General features: G+C 72.4%; 16 protein-coding genes and 1 pseudogene. 6 read left to right on the top strand and 11 right to left on the bottom strand.

Annotated elements, in window-relative coordinates; translation table 11 throughout:
• The first annotated feature begins 15 nt into the window (after nt 1–15).
• Complete coding sequence (locus ACZ56E_RS23355) at nt 16–1,005, top strand: GlxA family transcriptional regulator (protein WP_471216934.1); 990 nt, start codon at nt 16–18, stop codon at nt 1,003–1,005.
• Here the strand turns inward: ACZ56E_RS23355 and ACZ56E_RS23350 are convergent.
• The 4 genes from ACZ56E_RS23350 to ACZ56E_RS23335 form a co-directional block, all read right to left on the bottom strand.
• The gene (locus tag ACZ56E_RS23350; protein ID WP_471216932.1) at nt 937–2,121 is read right to left on the bottom strand and encodes an MFS transporter; all 1,185 of its coding nucleotides are present in this window, start codon (nt 2,119–2,121) and stop codon (nt 937–939) included. The genes ACZ56E_RS23355 and ACZ56E_RS23350 overlap by 69 nt on opposite strands.
• Before the next feature lie 773 nt (nt 2,122–2,894).
• The gene (locus ACZ56E_RS23345) at nt 2,895–3,944 is read right to left on the bottom strand and encodes a Zn-dependent alcohol dehydrogenase (protein ID WP_471216930.1); all 1,050 of its coding nucleotides are present in this window, start codon (nt 3,942–3,944) and stop codon (nt 2,895–2,897) included.
• 12 nt (nt 3,945–3,956) lie between these two features.
• Nucleotides 3,957–5,174: an acyl-CoA dehydrogenase family protein gene (locus ACZ56E_RS23340; protein ID WP_471216928.1), complete on the bottom strand. Its 1,218-nt coding sequence runs from the start codon at nt 5,172–5,174 to the stop codon at nt 3,957–3,959.
• A 38-nt stretch (nt 5,175–5,212) separates the two neighbouring features.
• On the bottom strand, nt 5,213–6,160 hold the full coding sequence (locus ACZ56E_RS23335; protein WP_471216926.1) for an SDR family NAD(P)-dependent oxidoreductase: 948 nt from the start codon (nt 6,158–6,160) through the stop codon (nt 5,213–5,215).
• Nucleotides 6,161–6,243: 83 nt separating this feature from the next.
• Here ACZ56E_RS23335 and ACZ56E_RS23330 point away from each other — a divergent pair, with 83 nt between their 5' ends.
• A complete protein-coding gene (locus ACZ56E_RS23330) occupies nt 6,244–7,194 on the top strand; it encodes a cyclase family protein (protein ID WP_471216924.1) in 951 nt (316 codons plus the stop codon).
• Between the two features lie 636 nt (nt 7,195–7,830).
• On the opposite strand, the pseudogene ACZ56E_RS23325 reads toward ACZ56E_RS23330, so the two are convergent.
• The 3 genes and pseudogenes from ACZ56E_RS23325 to ACZ56E_RS23315 form a co-directional block, all read right to left on the bottom strand.
• Nucleotides 7,831–8,256 (bottom strand): annotated as a pseudogene (locus ACZ56E_RS23325) (ATP-binding protein); the annotation flags it as partial.
• Between the two features lie 534 nt (nt 8,257–8,790).
• Entirely contained in the window at nt 8,791–9,648 is an 858-nt protein-coding gene (locus ACZ56E_RS23320) for an acyl-CoA dehydrogenase family protein (RefSeq protein ID WP_471216922.1), read from the bottom strand.
• A gap of 8 nt (nt 9,649–9,656) precedes the next feature.
• Nucleotides 9,657–10,799 carry an acyl-CoA dehydrogenase family protein gene (locus tag ACZ56E_RS23315; protein WP_471216920.1) on the bottom strand — a complete coding sequence of 381 codons (1,143 nt, stop codon included), beginning with the start codon at nt 10,797–10,799 and terminating at the stop codon, nt 9,657–9,659.
• A gap of 160 nt (nt 10,800–10,959) precedes the next feature.
• Between ACZ56E_RS23315 and ACZ56E_RS23310 the strand changes: the two genes are divergently transcribed.
• Nucleotides 10,960–12,537, top strand: coding sequence for a class I adenylate-forming enzyme family protein (locus tag ACZ56E_RS23310; protein WP_471216918.1), 1,578 nt, complete (start codon nt 10,960–10,962; stop codon nt 12,535–12,537).
• Between the two features lie 17 nt (nt 12,538–12,554).
• On the opposite strand, the gene ACZ56E_RS23305 is transcribed toward ACZ56E_RS23310, so the two are convergent.
• Nucleotides 12,555–13,067 (bottom strand): EF-hand domain-containing protein, encoded by a 513-nt coding sequence (locus ACZ56E_RS23305; protein WP_471216916.1) that lies wholly within the window; start codon nt 13,065–13,067, stop codon nt 12,555–12,557.
• 174 nt (nt 13,068–13,241) lie between these two features.
• Between ACZ56E_RS23305 and ACZ56E_RS23300 the strand changes: the two genes are divergently transcribed.
• On the top strand, nt 13,242–13,703 hold the full coding sequence (locus ACZ56E_RS23300; protein WP_471216914.1) for a hypothetical protein: 462 nt from the start codon (nt 13,242–13,244) through the stop codon (nt 13,701–13,703).
• Between the two features lie 27 nt (nt 13,704–13,730).
• Here the strand turns inward: ACZ56E_RS23300 and ACZ56E_RS23295 are convergent, their stop codons facing one another.
• Nucleotides 13,731–14,105 (bottom strand): STAS domain-containing protein, encoded by a 375-nt coding sequence (locus tag ACZ56E_RS23295; RefSeq protein WP_398303122.1) that lies wholly within the window; start codon nt 14,103–14,105, stop codon nt 13,731–13,733.
• Nucleotides 14,106–14,463: 358 nt separating this feature from the next.
• Here ACZ56E_RS23295 and ACZ56E_RS23290 point away from each other — a divergent pair, with 358 nt between their 5' ends.
• On the top strand, nt 14,464–15,060 hold the full coding sequence (locus ACZ56E_RS23290; protein ID WP_468610524.1) for a sigma-70 family RNA polymerase sigma factor: 597 nt from the start codon (nt 14,464–14,466) through the stop codon (nt 15,058–15,060).
• Nucleotides 15,057–16,403 (top strand): zf-HC2 domain-containing protein, encoded by a 1,347-nt coding sequence (locus ACZ56E_RS23285; protein ID WP_471216912.1) that lies wholly within the window; start codon nt 15,057–15,059, stop codon nt 16,401–16,403. The genes ACZ56E_RS23290 and ACZ56E_RS23285 overlap by 4 nt, the downstream gene beginning before the upstream one ends.
• Nucleotides 16,404–16,430: 27 nt before the next feature.
• Here ACZ56E_RS23285 and purU read toward each other — a convergent pair whose 3' ends face one another.
• The gene (gene purU, locus ACZ56E_RS23280) at nt 16,431–17,312 is read right to left on the bottom strand and encodes a formyltetrahydrofolate deformylase (protein WP_468610528.1); all 882 of its coding nucleotides are present in this window, start codon (nt 17,310–17,312) and stop codon (nt 16,431–16,433) included.
• Between the two features lie 82 nt (nt 17,313–17,394).
• Nucleotides 17,395–17,895, bottom strand: coding sequence for an SCO4402 family protein (locus tag ACZ56E_RS23275; protein WP_468610530.1), 501 nt, complete (start codon nt 17,893–17,895; stop codon nt 17,395–17,397).
• Nucleotides 17,896–17,956 lie beyond the last annotated feature (61 nt).

Here is a 17,956-nt window from a genome sequence, read left to right as displayed (position 1 = left end):
CGCTAGGATCGGGCCATGCCCTCACCGCCCGACCGGCACCGTGTCGTCGTCCTCGCCCTGGACGGCGTGATCCCCTTCGAACTGGGCATCCCGCAGCGGATCTTCAAGGGGGCGCGCACCCCCGAGATGCGGCGCTTGTACGAGGTCGTGACCTGCTCGGTGCGGCCACCGGGCCCGGTCCGCACGGACGCCGACTTCGCGATCCTCGTCGAGCACGGCCCGGAGGCGCTGGCCACCGCGGACACCGTGGTGATCCCGGCGTCGTACGAACTGGGGCCGGTGTACGAGGAGGGCCGCCTCACCGAAGAGCTGACGGCGGCCCTCGCCCACGTCAGACCGGGCACCCGGCTGGTCTCCATCTGCACGGGCGGCTACATCCTGGCCGCCGCAGGGCTCCTCGACGGCCGGCCCGCGACCACGCACTGGTCGTCGGCCGAGCACTTCCAGCGGCTCTTCCCCAAGGTCAGGGTGGACGCGGACGTGCTGTTCATCGACGACGGCGACGTCCTGACGTCGGCGGGCGTGGCCGCGGGCATCGACCTCTGCCTCCATGTCGTACGCAGGGACCACGGCACCGCCGTCGCCAACGAAGTGGCCCGCCGCACCGTCGTACCACCCCACCGCGACGGCGGCCAGGCGCAGTACATCCACCGGCCCCTGCCCGAACCGCAGGTGGCGACGACGCGGACGGCACGGGCCTGGGCGCTCGGCCGCCTCGACCAGCCGCTGCAACTGCGCGACATGGCGGAGCAGGAGTCGATGTCGGTCCGCACGTTCACGCGGCGGTTCCGCGAGGAGGTCGGCATCAGCCCCGGCCAGTGGCTGACGCAGCAGCGCGTGGAGCGGGCGCGCCACCTCCTGGAATCCACCGACCTCACCGTCGACCAGGTGGCGCGGGACGCGGGGTTCGGGACGGCACAGTCAATGCGGCAGCACCTACAGGCCGCGCTCGGCGTCACCCCCACCGCGTACCGCCGCACCTTCCGCGACGTCACCACCGCCTGAGCGCGCGCCGGCCCGTCCACCGGCTTCCAACGGCTTCGCCTCCCCCAGCACACCGATCACGGTCAGTACGACGCCGAGCGCCACGCCCGCCAGAATCGCCGTCGACGGCGAGACCACGCTCAGGAGCCCGCCGGCCAGCGAGCCGCTCGCGGCGTATCCGGCGCCCACGGCCGCGTACATCACCGAGTAGCCCGCGGCGAGGGCGCTGGGCGGCAGCAGCTCGCGCAGCGACAGGTTCCGGGTCAGCATGGCGCCCGCCTGCAGCACCCCGGCGACCCCGAGCACACCGAACATCCAGCCGACCCCAGGCACCACGGCGCCCAAGGCCAGACACCCGCAGAGACCGGACATCAGCACCACGCTCTGCGTCCGCAGCCGCCCCGGCCACCGCCGCAGCCCGTACACGAACGACCCGGCGGCCGACCCCACCGCGAGCACCGCGAGGAGCGGGCCCGCCCACCCGACGGCGATCCCGCGCTGCTCCAGCAGGGCGGGCAGCACCAGCTCCGCGAGAGCGAGCATCGACAGGCTGGCCGCCCCCGTCACGAAGACGGGCCAGGCCCGCACGAGAATCCGCGCCATGGACTCGCCGCCCCGGTCGTCCGCGTCCGACTCCCACCCGGCGGGCAGCATCCACAGCCCCGCCACGGAAGCCCCCATGAGCAGCCCGGCCAGCAGCAACGGCAGCACCGCGGAGACCCCCAGGGCGAGCCCGGTGACGGCGGCGGGCGCGACCGCCCAGATCACGAAGGTCAGCACCGACTCGAGCGCCAGCGCCTGGGCGACGGCCTTCTCCGGCACGAGACCGGTCAGCAGCGCGCGCAGGCCGCCGGGCGCGGCGGCGGGGCCGGCACCGGCGAGGAAGGCGAGTCCTCCCAGTACGACGGGGTGCGCGTCCGGCAGGGCGCCGAGCCCCACGAAGGCGAGGGCCCCCACGCCGAGTCCCGCAGCGAGCTGCGGGCGCGCTCTCTCGGCCTGTATCCGCATCCCGAGCAGCGGGGCGCCGATGATCTCTCCCACGACGTACGCCGCGGCGAGGGCCGCGCCCAGGACGTAGCCGCCCGGGCGCTCCCGTACGAGGAAGACGAGGGCGAGGGGGGCGGCCGCCACGGGCATCCGCGCCCCCACCGCCACAATCCCCCACCGCGCAACGCCCCCTGACACAACCTCCCGATACCCCATCCCCCGACGCTAACGACCCCGCCGCCTCCGCCACCTCCGAATAACGGCCCCCGCGACGCCCTGCAGGCGTAGGCCCCCAAGCCCGCCGCTCCGCGGCGGATACTCCCCACCCACCCACCCGTTCACCCCGCAACGCCTTGCGGGAGTAGGGGCGGGTGGGTGGGTGTTCCCCCGCGGCGTCCTGCGGGGGTAGGGGCGGGTGGGTGGGTGTTCCCCCGCGACGCCCTGGGGGGGTGGGGACGGGCGGGTGGGGGGGCTGCCTTGCGCCGTCCAGCGGGAACAAGGGCGGGTGGGCGGGCGTTCCCCCACGACGCCTTGGGGGTGGGGTCCGGTGGGCGGGGGTTCACCCCGCAACTCCTTGCGGGAGTTGGGGCGGGTGGGCGGGTGTTCCCCCGCGACATCCAGCAGGGGTAGGGGCGGGTGGGCGGGGATTGCCCCGCGACGGCCCGCAGGGGAAGGCGCAACCCCCACCGGGCCGCAGGCGCGAGCGCGCGTCCGAGGGGAAGGTGCAAGACCCCCACCGGGCCGCAGCCGCGAGCGCGCCCGAGGGGACGTGGGGGTATGTGCGAACGGAGCACCGAGCCGGCTGTGGCGTCTTTGTTCGGGTGGCGGGGCGCAGGGATGGCGAGTACGCACATACCCCCGCGGCCCCGCCCCAGGGGCGGCAGAAGGCGCAGACGTCCGCCCAAGGCGCCCCGCCAGAACCCTCAGAACGTCAGCACCCCCCGCGCCACCCGCCCCGCCCCCGCGTCCTCCATCGCCTTGGTGAAGGCCTCCAAGGGATACGTCGCCGTCACCAACTCGTCCAGGAGGAGTTGGCCGCTGCGGTACAGCTCCGCGTACAGGGCGAAATCGCGCTGGGGGCGTGAACTCCCGTAGCGGCAGCCCAGGATCGACTTGTCGAGGAACATCGACGCGACCACGAACGACGCCTCAGCCATCGCCCCCGGCATCCCGAGCAGCACCGCCTGCCCATGCCGGTCCAGGAGGTCCACCGCCTCCCGCACCAACTCCACCCGCCCCACACACTCGAACGCGTGGTCGACCCCGTCCGGCAGCACTTCGCGGACCCCCTCCGTGGAGGGTTGAAAGTGTGTCGCCCCGAACCTCCGCGCCACCCCCTCCTTCGCAGGATTCGCGTCGACCGCCACGATCGTCCCCGCCCCCGCGATCCGCGCCCCCTGCAGCACATTGAGCCCGATCCCGCCCGCCCCGATCACCACCACCGAGTCCCCGCGGCCGACCCGGGCGCGGTTGAGCGCCGCCCCCACCCCCGTCACCACCGCGCACCCGATCAGTGCCGCCGACGTCAGCGGCACATCGTCCGCGATCTTCACGGCCTGCACCGCCTTGACGATGGTCCGTTCCGCGAAGGCGGAGTTCGCCGCGAACTGGTACACCGGCTTCCCGCCCCGGGAGAACGGCTGGTCCGGCATCCCGATGGCCCGCCTGCACATCGTCGGCCGCCCCCGATGACACTCACCGCACGTCCCACAATTGGCGATCGTGGAGAGAGCCACATGGTCCCCGGGCGTCACATGCGCCACCCCCGCCCCCACCGCCTCCACGACCCCCGCCCCTTCATGCCCGAGCACCACCGGCAGCGGAAACGGAATGGTCCCGTCGATCACCGAGAGGTCGCTGTGGCACAGCCCCGCCGCGACCATCGCGACCAGCACCTCCCCGGGCCCCGGTGCACGTATCTCCAGGTCGTCGACGACCTCGACCCGCACCCCGTCGAAGACAACACCCCTCATCACGCACACCCCTCACCGAGGCCCTCTGGCCTCTCTCGGCAGGCCGAGCACGCGCTCGGCGATGATGTTCCGCTGCACCTCGTCCGACCCGCCGTAGATCGTGTCGGCCCGGCTGAAGAGGAAGAGCCGCTGGGTGGAGTCGAGTTCGTAGGGCGCCTCCGGGGACCAGTCCCGCGGGCCCGCGGCAGCGGCGGCCCCCCGCACCTCCATCGCCAGCTCCCCGAGCCGCTGATGCCACCGCCCCCACAGCAACTTGGCCACACTCGGCGCCCCCGCGTCACCCGAGCCCCCTGAACCCCCCAGGGTTCGCAGCGCGTTCCAGCGCATCACCCGCAACTCCGCCCACCGCCGCACGATCCGCTCCCGGACCACCGGGTCCCCCACCGCCCCGGACGCCACGGCCTCCCGTACGACAGCCGCCAGTTCCTCCGCGAAGCCGATCTGCTGGACGAGCGTGGACACGCCGCGTTCGAAGCCGAGCAGGCCCATCGCGACCCGCCACCCGTTGCCCACGCCGCCCACGACGTGCTCGGCACGCGCGCGTGCACCGTCGAAAAAGACCTCGTTGAACTCGCTGGTCCCCGTCAGCTGCCGGATGGGACGGACCTCGATCCGGGCGGGCTGGTCCATGGGTAGCAGGAGGAGGGACAACCCGTGGTACCCCGGCCCCTCACCCCGCTCCTCCGTCCGCGCCAGCACGAAACACCAGTCGGCCTCCTGCGCCAACGACGTCCAGATCTTCTGCCCGGTGATCCGGAAGAACCCCGCCCCGTCCCGCACCGCCCGCGTCCGCACGCCCGCCAGGTCGGACCCCGCCCCGGGCTCGCTGTACCCCTGGCACCAGAGGGCCTCGCCCCGCGCGATCGGGGGCAGGAAGGTGTCCCGCTGGTCCTGGCTGCCGTACGCGAGCAGCGTCGGCGCGAGCAGGTTCTCTCCGATGTGCCCGTACCGGCCGGGCGCCTTGGCCCGCGCGTACTCCTCGGCCCACACGACCTGCTGGGTCAGCGTCGCCGCCCGATTGCCGTACGGGCCCGGGCCCCACCCAAGGCCGATCCAGCCCCCCTTCCCCAACTCCCGCTCCCACGCCCGCCGTACCGCCCCGCCCTCGTGCTCACTGCCGGGGCCGCCCCGGCCCACCGCGGCGGCGAACTCCCCGGTCAGGTGTGCCGCGAGCCAACCCCGCGCCTCCGCGCGGAACTCCTCGTCCTCGGGCCCGAAACCGAAATCCACAACCCTGCCCCGCCCTACCCTGTCCCGCCCCGCCCCGCCTACGCGTCCGGCCGTTCCCGGCCGGCCTTCGCCTCCGCCTTCGCCTTCGCCTTTGCCTCCGCTGCCGCCTCCGCCATCGCCTCCAGCTGCGCCAACATCGGCATCGGGTCGGTGCCCACCGTCCCCGGCAGGAAGTCCGCGATCCGCTCCGGGGTCCACGCCCCTTCGGCGTACCCCGCGCGCAGCTCACGCGGCTGCGCCCATACGGCGATCTTGGGTCCGGCGATCGTGTAGACCTGCCCGGTGATCTCCTCCTCGCGGGCCCGGTCGCTCAGCAGATAGACGACCAGCGCGGCGACGTCCTCCGGCTCCCCGATCTCCGTCAGCTCCATCGGGACGTTCGCGGACATCCGCGTCCGCGCGACGGGCGCGACCGCGTTGGCCGTCACCCCGTACTTGTGCAGGCCCAGCGCGGCACTCCGCACCAGCGAGATGATTCCGCCTTTCGCGGCACTGTAGTTGGCCTGTGCGACGGACCCCTGGTGGTTGCCGCTGGTGAAGCCGATCAAGGTGCCCGAGCCCTGCTTCCGCATCACCGCCGACGCGGCGCGGAAGACGGTGAAGGTGCCCTTCAGGTGGGTCGCGACGACCGGGTCCCATTCCTCCTCGGACATGTTGAACAGCATCCGTTCGCGCAGGATCCCGGCGACGCACACCACTCCGTCCACACGCCCGTACTCGGCGAGGGCGACGTCGACGATCCGCTGCCCGCCGGCCATGGTCGAGATGTCGTCGGCGACGGCGACGGCGTCCCCGCCGGCCGCCTCGATCTCCTTGACCACCGCGTCGGCCACCGCGCTGGTCGGCTCGGCGCCTTCCATGGAGACGCCGTAGTCGTTGACGACGACCTTCGCCCCCTCGGCCGCGGCGGCGAGCGCGACGGCCCTGCCGATACCGCGCCCCGCGCCGGTCACGGCCACCACCTTGCCTGCCAAGAAGTTCCCCACGCCGGCCCCTTCCCGCGGTTTCTGACGGACCGTTAGATTCTACGACCCGTCGGACGGCGGAAGACAAGCCCCAGGGAGGACCCATGTCGGACGCAGGCCCATCGTCACCGTCACTGCCCGCCGAGTTCCACGACATCGCCAAGCGTGTGAACAACTGGGGCCGCTGGGGCGCCGACGACGAGCTCGGCACCCTCAACCTCGTCACCGACGAGGTCGTACGCGCCGCCGCAGCCGAGATCCACTCGGGCCGGCGCGTCCCGCTCGCGCTCCCGCTCAAGGAGGACGGCGTGCAAACGGGCCTGATACCGGGCCGCGTCAATCCCCTGCACACCATGGTGCAGATCAACCAGGAGCTGTTCGGCCCCGGCACGGTCGCCACCAGCGACGACGCGGTGACGATGGGCCTGCAGACGGCCACCCACTGGGACGCCCTCACCCACGCGTCGCACTCGGGGAAGATCTACAACGGCCGCCCCGCGGACAGCATCACCGCCCACGCCCGCGCCCGGTTCAGCGGCATCGACAAGGTGCCGCACATCGTCTCGCGCGGCGTCCTGCTCGACGTCGCACGCACCAAGGGTCTCGACCGGCTGCCCGGCGATCACGCCGTCACCCCAGAAGACCTGGACGAGGCCGCGGAATTCGGGGGTGTCACGGTCCGCGCGGGCGACATCGTGCTCGTACGCACCGGGCAGATCCAGGTCTATCTCACGGGCGACAAACACGCGTACGGCCATCCGTCGCCCGGCCTGTCGCTGCGCACGCCCGAGTGGTTCCACGCGCGGGACGTGGCGGCGGTCGCGAACGACACCCTGACCTTCGAGATCTTCCCGCCGGAGGTCGAGAACCTGTGGCTGCCCGTGCACGCGCTCCATCTGGTCGAGATGGGGATGCTGCAGGGCCAGAACTGGAATCTGGAAAACTTGTCCACAGCCTGTGCACAAGTTTCCCGCTACACCTTCCTGCTGTCCGCGATGCCCGAGCCGTTCGTCGGCGGGACGGGCACACCGGTGGCACCGGTCGCCGTGCTGTGAACACCGCTTCCAACAGGCCCGCTTTCGCACCGGACGGCGGCGCGTCGGCTTCCGCCCCGAGCGCGCCGCCGCGCACGCCGCCGTCCGGTTCCGGCACCCGGTCCCGTCCTGTGCACCTGCGCGGCCACGAAGGGACTGACGCCGAACGCGCGACCCACCTTTCGTCAAGGAAACCCGTCGCCGGGCACCCTTGACGTCCCCTCGCAGCGAATCGCTGCACACAAGCGTGATCAATCGGACACGTCACGTCAACAGCGCACCGTGGCACACGACGGCGCATACGGGCTCGAAGCCAGAACTTCAGACCGTCAGGCCTTCGGACCGTCAAGCCTTCAGATCGTCAAGCCTTCAGATCGTCAAGCCTTCAGGCCGTCAGACCGCTTCGTAGGCGACATCCACGTCGCCGTACGCCGCCCTGTTGTAGACCGTCCTGCCATAGACCCCGTAGGTCTGCCCGCCATAGACGGCGCCCGCTCCGTCGCACGCCGTCACGCCGTGGGGCGCCACGCCGTGGACCGCGACGCCGCAGCCCGCCGTGTCATGGACCACGGCGTCACAGGCGACCGTGTCGCAGGCCGCCGTGTCGTAGGCCGCCGCTTCATGGGTCGTCCCCTCGAAGGCGACCGCCGCGACACCGGGCTCGCACCGGTCCACCTCGCACCAGATGCTCTTGCCCGCGCCCTCGGGCCGCCAGCCCCAGCGGTCGGCGAGGCCGTCGACGAGCTCCAGGCCGCGGCCGTTGGTGTCGTCACCGTGCGCATGCCGCTGCGCCGGCGGCCGGGCGCTCCTGTCCACCACCTCGACCCGGACCGTCCCCACCCCGTCGCCCGCGTCGGCCGCGCCGGCCGGGGCACCGGGGAGCAGCATGCGCAGCACAGCCGGACACCCGGTGTGCACAACGGCGTTGGTCACGAGCTCCGAGATCAACAGGATCAGGGTCTCGGCCACTGGTTCGTCGGCTTCTATCCCGGAGCCCGCCAGTCGTGAACGGGCCCATCGCCTGGCCCGCCCCACTTCCGCGGGGTCGGCCCCGACCTCCAGCTGAACTTGAAGCACCTGCACCGCTCACACCATCCGAACCGGCGGACACATCGCCTCGCGACTCCACAGGGTCACCGAACGTGATCCCCTTGGGAGACAGCATGATTGACGTTCAGTCACCCCAACAAGCGCTTCGGGCATATTCCAGCGCGAAGGAGTACGCGTGCTGCATACTGTGCGACGCGCGCCGCGGGGGGTCGAACAGGCGGCGGTATAACCCCGCCCTGTCCTGCGAGCGGCGCGCATTGCCGGGTCCGGGGCCGCCCCATGGGCAGCACCGGCATGGCTCGGCCTCTGAACCACTCGCATCTCACACAAGGTACCCGAGCCGGACACCGACTCCATGCCGTGACGAGTCTCGCGTAGGACACAACCCGATATCGACGCTGAGTAGTCTTCGCGAGGGCGGGGTTCACCCCAAGGAACACCGGGGCAAAGCGCCTGATATCGGGCAGACCAATTTTTGCGCGGCACCGCCGGCCACCTCCCCGCGCCTCCGAGCGCCTCCGCGCACCCCTCCGCACCTCTCCGCACCCCTCGACACCTCCCCGCCCCTCACAGCGCCGCGGCCAGCTCCTCCTCGGCGTCCCGCGCCGACCGCCCCAGCTCGGCCCGCACCCAGGCCCGCTTGAGGTGCAGGTGCACCTCGGCCTCCCAGGTGAAGCCCATGCCGCCGTGCACCTGGAGGCAGTCGCGCGCGTTGCGCACGGCCGCGTCGTCGGCGAGCAGCTTGGCGGCCGAGGCGTCGAGCGCGTCCCCGGTCACGGCCGCCGCGTACACGGCGCTGCGGGCCAGCTCGGCGCGTACGAGCATCTGCGCACAGAGGTGCTTCACCGCCTGGAACGCGCCGATCGGCCTACCGAACTGCTCGCGGCGCCGGGCGTGTTGGACGGCCGTCTCGCAGCTGCGGGCGGCGCTGCCGAGCTGTTCGGCCGCGTAGAGGAGGACCGCCGGGGCCCCTCCGGCTCCCCGGGCGGCGTCCCCGGCGTCCGGCACCCGGTGCAGCGGCGTCAGCGGGTCGACCGACCGCAGGGGCACGGCACCGGCGACGTCGCCCCGCACCACGTCCGCCTCGGCCAGCCACGGCACCAGGGAGCCGTCGACCGCGGTCACGACGGTCTCTCCCGTGGCGGCGCCCGGCACGGCCCCCGCCGCGAGGAACGACGCCACCGCGGGCCCCGGCAGCAGCGCGCGCCCCGCCTCTTCGAACACCAACACGGCCTCCGGGAGCCCCAGTCCGACCCCGCCCTCCGCCTCGGGCAGCGCGAGCGAGAAGAAGCCCGCCTTCCCCAGTTCGCGCCAGAGCACCCGGTCGAGGCGGTCCGTGGCATCCCGCAGCGCGAACCGGCCGTGCAGGAGCTGCCGCATGCCGTCCCGCAAGGCCCGCTGGTCGTCGGTCAGTTGGAAGTCCACGCGGGCCTTCACCGCCCCTTCGGGAGGCCGAGGATCCGCTCGGCCACGATGTTCTGCTGGATCTGCGAGGTCCCCGCGGCGATGGTGTACGAGAGCGAGGAGAGCCGGTCGAGGGTCCACTCGTGCCGCAGGTCGAGGGAGCCGGGGCCGAGGACCTCGGCGGCGGCGTCGTACAGCTCCTGGCGCGCGTGCGAGTAGCGCAGCTTGAAGACCGAGCCGCCCACGCCGGGCAGCCCGCCGGTGCGCTGCGCCTCGCTCACGTTCCACTGCGTGAGCCGCCACAGCGCCGAGAACTCCGCGCTCAGCCGGCCAAGCCTGCGCCGCAGCGCCGGATCGTCCCAGCGGCCGTTCCCGCGGGCCTCGCGGGCCAGCTCGCCGAGGACGCGCCGGCAGGCCACCACTTCCCCGACGAAGGCGGTGCCGCGCTCGTACGAGAGGGTCACCATCGTCACGCGCCAGCCGTCGTTCTCGTCCCCGACGCGGTTGGCCACCGGCACCCGCACCTCGTCGAGGAACATCTCGGCGAACTCGGTCGAGCCCGCAAGCGTCCGCAGCGGGCGCACCGTGATGCCGGGGGCGTCCATCGGCATCGCGAGCCAGGTGATGCCCCGGTGCTTGGGCACGGCCTCGCTGACCGGGGTGGTGCGCACCAGGAGCTCGCACCAGTCGGCCACCTCGGCGTGGGAGGTCCAGATCTTGGACCCGCTCACTACGTAGTGGTCGCCGTCGCGCCACGCGCGCGTGCGCAGCGACGCGAGGTCCGACCCGGCGTCGGGTTCGCTGAACCCCTGGCACCACACCTCGTCGCCGCGCAGGACGGGCGGCAGCCACCGCTCGCGCTGTGCGGGCGTGCCCTCGGACGCGATGGTGGGCCCCGCGTGCAGCAGGCCCACGAAATTGGCGCCTACGTAGGGTGCGCCCGCCTTCTCCGTCTCCTCCAGGAAGATGAGCCGCTGTGTCGGGGAGGCGTCCCAGTGGACCTCTCCGTAGCCCGCGTCGTGGAGCATGCGCTGCCACGCGGTGTCGTAGGCGCGGCGGCCCGGCCAGTCCTGCGGGGAGGGCTTGGCGGGGAGTGTCGGCAGCACCGCGGCGAGCCATGCGCGCAGCCCGGCCCGGAAGGCTTCCTCCTCGTCGGTGTACGTGAGGTCCATGCGGCTCCTACGCGTCCGGCAGGGTACCTGACGGCTCGTCAGGTGACGTCTGTGCGCAGGCTAGCCCCGCACCCCTGGACCGACAAGGCGCCGGGGCTTACGCTCTCGGCACGATCTGACGTACCGTCAGCTTGAGCCTCGCGGGCCGGGAGGGGATCGCATGGGGTCTTCGGAGGACGACACCGCGTACGCACTGGGTGAGTCCCGCACTCTCTGGGAGCTGATCGCGCGCCGCGCCGACCTCACCCCCGAACGGCCCGTCCTCATCCAGGCCGCGGCCGATCCGGCGGACGACCGCACGCTCACCTTCGGAGAGCTGCGGGACCGCGCCGAGCGCGTCGCCGCCGGGCTGTACGGGATGGGGGTGCGGCCCGGCACGGTCGTCGCCTGGCAGCTGCCGACCCGGATCGAGACGGCCCTGCTGTCCTTCGCGCTCGCCCGCATCGGCGCCGTCCAGTCACCGATCATCCCCTTCCACCGGGACCGCGAAGTCGGCTTCGCGCTGCGGGAGTCGAAGGCGGAGTTCTTCGCCGTGCCGGGCGTCTGGCGCGGCCACGACCACCTGGAGACGGCGTACCGGCTCGGCGCGGGAGTCGACTTCGAGGTGTTCGAGGCGTACGCGTCGCTGCCCGACGCCGATCCGGACGTCCTGCCACCGCCGCCCTCCGAAGGCACGTCGGTGCGCTGGATCTACTGGACGTCGGGCACCACGTCCGACCCCAAGGGCGTGCTGCACACGGACCGTTCCCTGCTCGCGGGCGGCTCGTGCCTGGCCCACGCGCTGCGTCTGAAGGCGTCGGACGTCGGCTCGATGGCGTTTCCCTTCGCGCACATCGCGGGCCCCGACTACACCGTGATGCTGCTGCTCTACGGCTTCCCGGCGGTGATGTTCGAGCACTTCGCGCTGCCCGCCTCGCTCGACGGATACCGGCGGCACGGCGTGACCGTGGCGGGCGGTTCGACGGCCTTCTACTCGATGTTCCTCACCGAGCAGCGCCAGCTGCCGGAGGGCCAGAAGGTGATCCCGTCCCTGCGCCTCCTCGCGGGCGGCGGGGCGCCCAAGCCGCCGGAGATCTATCACGCCGTCGTACGCGAGATGGGCTGCCAGCTCACGCACGGCTACGGCATGACCGAGGTGCCGATGATCACCATGGGTGCTCCGGACGACACCGCGGAGAACCTCGCGACGACCGAGGGGCTGCCCCCGGCGGGCATGGAGATCCGCATCACGGACGCCGACGGCAAGGTACTGCCGCCCGGCACGGACGGCGAGGTGCGGCTGCGCGGGGAGGCCGTCTGCCAGGGCTATGTCGACCCGGCGCAGAGCGCGGACGTCTTCGACGCCGACGGGTTCCTGACCACCGGGGACCTCGGCCATCTCAGGAAGACGGGCCATCTCGTCCTCACCGGGCGCGCGAAGGACATCATCATCCGCAAGGGGGAGAACATCTCCGCCAAGGAGATCGAGGATCTGCTCCACCAGCACCCGGCCGTGGGCGAGGCCGCCGTCGTCGGGCTGCCCGACCCGGAGCGCGGCGAACGGGTCTGCGCGGTGGTCGAACAGCGCGCGGGGACCGGCGTACTGACGCTGGAGGCGGTCACCGCGTACCTGCGCGGGGAAGGCCTCTCCCCCTACAAGCTGCCGGAGCAGCTGGAGGTGGTCGAGGCGCTTCCCCGCAACGAGACGCTGCGCAAGGTGCTCAAGTACAAGCTCCGGGAGCGCTTCTCCCGGCCCTGACGCCCCTCAGGCGCGCGCTACTCGGGCACGGTGAAGTACTGGGCGAACGCCGTCACGATCTCCTCCTCCGAGACCCGGCCGTCGTGGTCCACGTCCAGGGCCGCGGCGACCCCTTCGGCCACGTCCTCGGGCACGCCGAGCGCCTTGAGCGCGCGCTTGGCCTCCACCGGCGTCACCGCGGCGTCCGCGTCCCCGTCGGCGACGGCGAGCGCCGCGTGCAGGAACGGCCGGGCGATCTCGGCGAACCGGCCCGGGTTGTCCCGCAGCCGCTTCACCGCGCCGCCCACGAACTCGTCGCGGGTGATCCGCTGGTCGCCGTCGCGGTCCGCGATCCCGGCCATGCCCTGCCAGAACGCCTCGGCTCCGATGTAGAGGGCCTGCCCCTTCTCGGAGCGCGCCGGCGCGTCGAACTCCGTGCACAGGGCTGCCGCCGCCGTACTGAAGTCCTCACGCGAGATGTAGCCGTTGCCGTCCTGGTCGAAGGTGGCGAACCGGGCCGCGATCCTACGCTCGTACTCGGCACTGTCCATGATCTTCGGGCCGCCTCACTTCCGCGGTTGGATACTTGCTCGGGGGTGTTCTCCCCGGCTGCGAGCGTACGTGGTGGACGGCTACCCGGAGGCGGGAAAGCGACGCTTGTGTCAAGACCGCCGGAATTCCGGGACACGGGTGTGCCACGGGCGGGGTGTGCTGCACTGTCCTGCGTGGAAGCGGTAGCGGCGAGTGTCATAGCGGTCCTCGGAACCCTGCTGGGTGCGGGTCTCACCCACTCCTTCCAGCGGAGGGCGATCGAACGGACGGAGCGGTTCACGCGGGGCGAGAGGCTGCGGCAGGAACGGATCGACGCGTACTGCGCGTACGCGGGAGCGCTGGTCAACTACCGGCGGATTCTGGTCGACCGCTGGTTCAGCAGGGCGGAGAACCGGCACGACGAGAGCGAGGAGGCCCGCTTCCGCTCGTACGAGATGCGTTCCGAGGCCCAGGAGGCGCTGTTCCGCGTGCAGTTGCTCACCAGCAACGACGAACTCGTCCGGCTCGCGTGGGAGACCCTCGACCACGTCGCCGATGTGCACAGGGCCGACGACCGCGACGCGCTCGCCGAGCGGCGCCGCGTGTCGCGGGACGCCATCAACTCCTTCGTGGCGGAGGCCAAGCGGCACGTGTAGGAGGAGCTGGGCGAGACCGGCCGGTGACTAGGCGGAGAGCGGTGTAGCGCCGTCGTCCAGGGCCGCGGGCACGTCCGGGAAGACCTCGAAGAGCCTGCGGACGCCGAGCGCCGCGAGGACCCGGTTGACGTGCGAGCCGTCCTCGGCGCCCTGGGCGGGCAGTATCAGCCGCAGCCGGCCCTGGAAGGAACGGATCAGCCGGCGGGTGGCGATCAGCACGCCGACGCCGCTGGAGTCGCAGAACAGCACTTCGGAGAGGTCGAGCACGATGCGGCGGCGGCCGTCGGCCACGGCGTCGTGCACGCGCTGGCGCACCATGGGCGAGGTCATCAGGTCCATTTCGCCGGAGACGCACAGCACGGCCCAGCCTGCCTGCTCGCTCACCGTCACCTTGAGCGTCACGCGCCACGCCTCTCGCTCGCCATCGCCTGCCCCGCCGTCGGCGGAGTGATCCGGAAGCAGTCCCTACGTTTCGTTCAGCTTCGGCTGCCCCATCGCTGCCTCCATGAAACACCAGCGGGCCACCGTCAATATCATCCGGCCTCCGCCGGAGTGCGTGCTTTGCCGCAATCAAGAGCCTGCTGTCAGTGGCGCCGACTACATTCGAGGAAGTCCCGGGAAGTCCGAGGCGGGGGGACAGCAGCATGAGCGCAGAACTCGAAGTACCGTTCGAGTAGCGAGTAGCGAGTAGCAAGTAACGAGTAGTAGCGAGTACGAGCAGTCAGGCAGGCAGCACAGGGCAAGCGCACGAGGGGGCCGCATGCCGAAGGAAGCGCCGCGGCGCTGGGACCGCCGGATGCAGCAGCGGCTCGCGCACGGAGAAGCCGCCGCGCTGGGAGAGCTCTACGACCGCTTCGCCTCACTCGTGCACGGCCTCGCGCACCGCGTCCTCGGCGACGTGAGCGCCGCCGACCGCGTCACCCGCGAGGTTTTCGGCCACATCTGGGAGAACCCCGACGCGTACGACCCGCGCCAGGGCCCCCTGCGCTCCTGGCTCGCCACGCTCGCCCACCAGCAGGCCGTCCGCAGGCTCCGCCAGACCGAGTCCGCCGCGCTCGCCCGCAGCGGCGAGGGCACCGCGGAGGACCTGGAGCGCAAGGTCCGCCGCGCGTCGGCCGCGGCCCGCGCGGACTACATCGTGACGGCCATGCCCACCCCGCTGCGGGCCGCCCTCGAGCTCGCCTACTTCCAGCGCCGCGACTACCGCCAGACGGCGGCCGACCTCGGCGTCACCGAGGACGAGGCCCGCCGCAGGCTCCGCCTCGGCCTCCAGCTCCTCGCCACGGCCAACGACACCCCCGCGCCCTCCGCCGGCCTGCCCCACGACACCTCGCCAGGACCCGGAGCCGCGCTGTGAGCGGCGCCGACCGCCCCGAGCCGCTCGACGGCCCCGACGGCACAGGACCCGACCGCCCCGACGGCACCGCGCCGCGCATACCGACGCCGCGCGCCTCCGTGGAGGACACCGGACAGCCCCTGCCCGACCTGCCCGAACGGCCACCGGCGCCCGCGCCGCTCGTCCTGGAGCACCGCGTCCTGAAGTCCCTGCTCGGCGCCTGGGCGCTAGCCGCCTGCTCCGCCGAGGAGGCCACCGCCGTCGAGGAGCACCTGGGCGGCTGCGGCCCCTGCGCGGAAGAGGCCCTGCGGCTGCGCGACGCGGTCGGCCTGCTCCACCCCGAGGAGAGCCTCGACCTCGACCCGGGCCTGCGCACCCGCGTCCTGGAGAGCTGCCTCGGCCGCCGCCCGCCCCGCATCCCGGTCCCCGAGTGGGCCGTTCCGTACGACGCGGAGACCGCCCGTCTCGATGCCCTCCTCCAGGACATCGGCGACGCGGAGTGGCACGCCCCCGTGCGGCTCCGCTGGTTCGAGGGGGACGGCCCGGTCACCAGGAAGACCACCGTGGCCGGGGTCATCGCGCATCTCCTGGCGGTCGACGGCATGGTCGGACTCGCCCTCGGCCTCGACGACCCGCTCGGGCCGGACGTCAGAGTTCCGCAGGACGCGGCCCACCGCACCGAGGCGTACTGGCGCGCCTCGCACTTCCCGCCCACGCGCGCGGTGCGCACCCCCTGGCGCGACCAGACGCACGAGCTGATCCGGACGGTGTCGTTCGCGGCCGGGGGTCCCTCAGGGGCTTCGGGCTCCGGAGGAGGTTCGGGCCGGCTCCCGGTGCCGTACGGGACGGTGGCCGCCCCGGGCGGCGGCGGCGCGGGGCCCGGGCCGCGGCGGACCGTCGAGCTGCCGCTGCGCGACTCGATGGTCGACCGCGCCTTCGAGTGCTGGATCCACGCGGGCGACATCGCCGACGCGGTCGACTATCCGTACGCGCCGCCCGCACCCCGGCACCTCCACCGCATGATCGACCTCGCGGCCCGGCTGCTCCCCGGCACGCTCGCGGAGCGCCGCCGCTCCGGGCTGGCCACGCCGCCCCGCCACTTGGTCGCGGCGGGCGCGCCGGGCCGCAGTCTGCGTCTGGAGATCGAGGGGCTCGGCGGTGGCGAGTGGCTCATCCCGCTCGACTCCCCCGCGGCGACCGGGTCACGGGAGCACGAGGTGGCCCATGTGGCGCTGGACGGCGTCGAGTTCTGCCGTCTCGCTGCGGGCCACGTCTCGCCGGAGGAGGCGGCCGCGGGTCAGGACGGCGACCGCGAGGCGATCCGCGACGTCCTGTTCGCGGCGGCCTCGCTGAGCCGGATGTGAGCCGTAAGCCGTAGTAGGGAGAGGGGGCTAGGCGAAGACGACCGTGCGGCGGCCGTTCAGCAGGATCCTGCGCTCCGCGTGCCACTTCACGGCCCGCGCAAGGGCCTGGCACTCCACGTCACGGCCCACCGCGACCAGCTGGTCGGGGGTGACGTCGTGGCCGACGCGCTCGACCTCCTGCTCGATGATCGGCCCCTCGTCGAGGTCGGCCGTCACATAGTGCGCGGTCGCGCCGATCAGCTTCACACCGCGCGCGTGCGCCTGGTGGTAGGGCTTCGCGCCCTTGAAGCTCGGCAGGAAGGAGTGGTGGATGTTGATGATCCGCCCGCTGAGCTCCTTGCACAGGTCGTCCGAGAGCACCTGCATGTAGCGGGCGAGGACGACCAGCTCCACGCGCTCCTCGCGGACGATCTCCAGGAGCCGCGCCTCGGCCTGCGGCTTGGTGTCCCTGGTCACCGGGATGTGGTGGAAGGGGACGCCGTACGAGGCGACGAGCTCGGCGAAGTCCGTGTGGTTGGAGACGACCGCGGCGATCTCCACCGGCAGCGCGCCGATCCGGGAGCGGAACAGCAGGTCGTTCAGGCAGTGGCCGAACTTCGACACGAGCAGGACCACCCGCATCCTGTCCTCGGCGCGGTGGATCTGCCAGTCCATGTGGAAGGAGTCGCCGATCGCGGCGAAGCTCGCCCGCAGCTTGTCGACGGTCACCGGAGCCTCGGCGGAGAAGTGCACGCGCATGAAGAACAGTCCGGTGTCGTGGTCGCCGAACTGCTGGCTGTCCTCGATGTTGCAGCCGGTCATGAAGAGATAACTCGACACGGCGTGCACGATGCCCTGCTTGTCGGGGCAGGAGAGGGTGAGGACGTACTGCTCAGCGGGGGCGGCGGGCGCGGTGGACTGCTCGTTCATGCGGCCAAGGTTCCCACAGCGGGGACCGCGGACGGCAATCGTCCCGCGGGTCGGACCGGGTCACGCCCGGCGGCCGCCGCGGTCAGGCGGTCCGCGTCATGATCCGCAGCACTTCGAGCGTCTGCGGCGGTACGTCGGGGTCGTCGCCGTCGCCCGCCGCGAGCCGGACGTGCGCGTCGCGCGCGGCACGGACCGCCTCGGGCCAGCCGGGGTGCTCCAGATAGACGGAGACCAGCGCGTCGGGCCCGACCTCGTGCATGATCCGCAGGACGCGCAGCACGGCCGTGTCGACGAGGGCCGCCTCCTGCGGGTCGCGGAAGATCGTGCCCACGTACTTCTCAGCGGACCAGTTGTCCAGCCACGTGTCCTCGACCAGCCGGTACACGGCGTCGGTCACGTCCCCGTACTCGTCACGCCCCGCGAGCCAGCACTCCCGCTGGAAGTCGGGGTCGGAGAGCATGTGCAGCGCCGAGCGCACGTTGCTGCGCCAGCGCCACCACGGCATGTCGTTGGTCGGCATGCCACCCATGGTGCTGGAGCGACGGCCACGACGGGAAGACTTCTCCGAACCTTGCACGGTCATGGATCGTACGTTCCCACTCCGCGCACGCGAACCGGACCCCGCCCGTTCACCTTCATGTCAC

The sequence above is a fragment of the Streptomyces sp. NPDC039480 genome, from assembly GCF_055597165.1.
The sequence above is the reverse complement of the archived record's forward strand: the minus strand, read 5'-3'. Positions and strand labels throughout refer to the sequence as shown.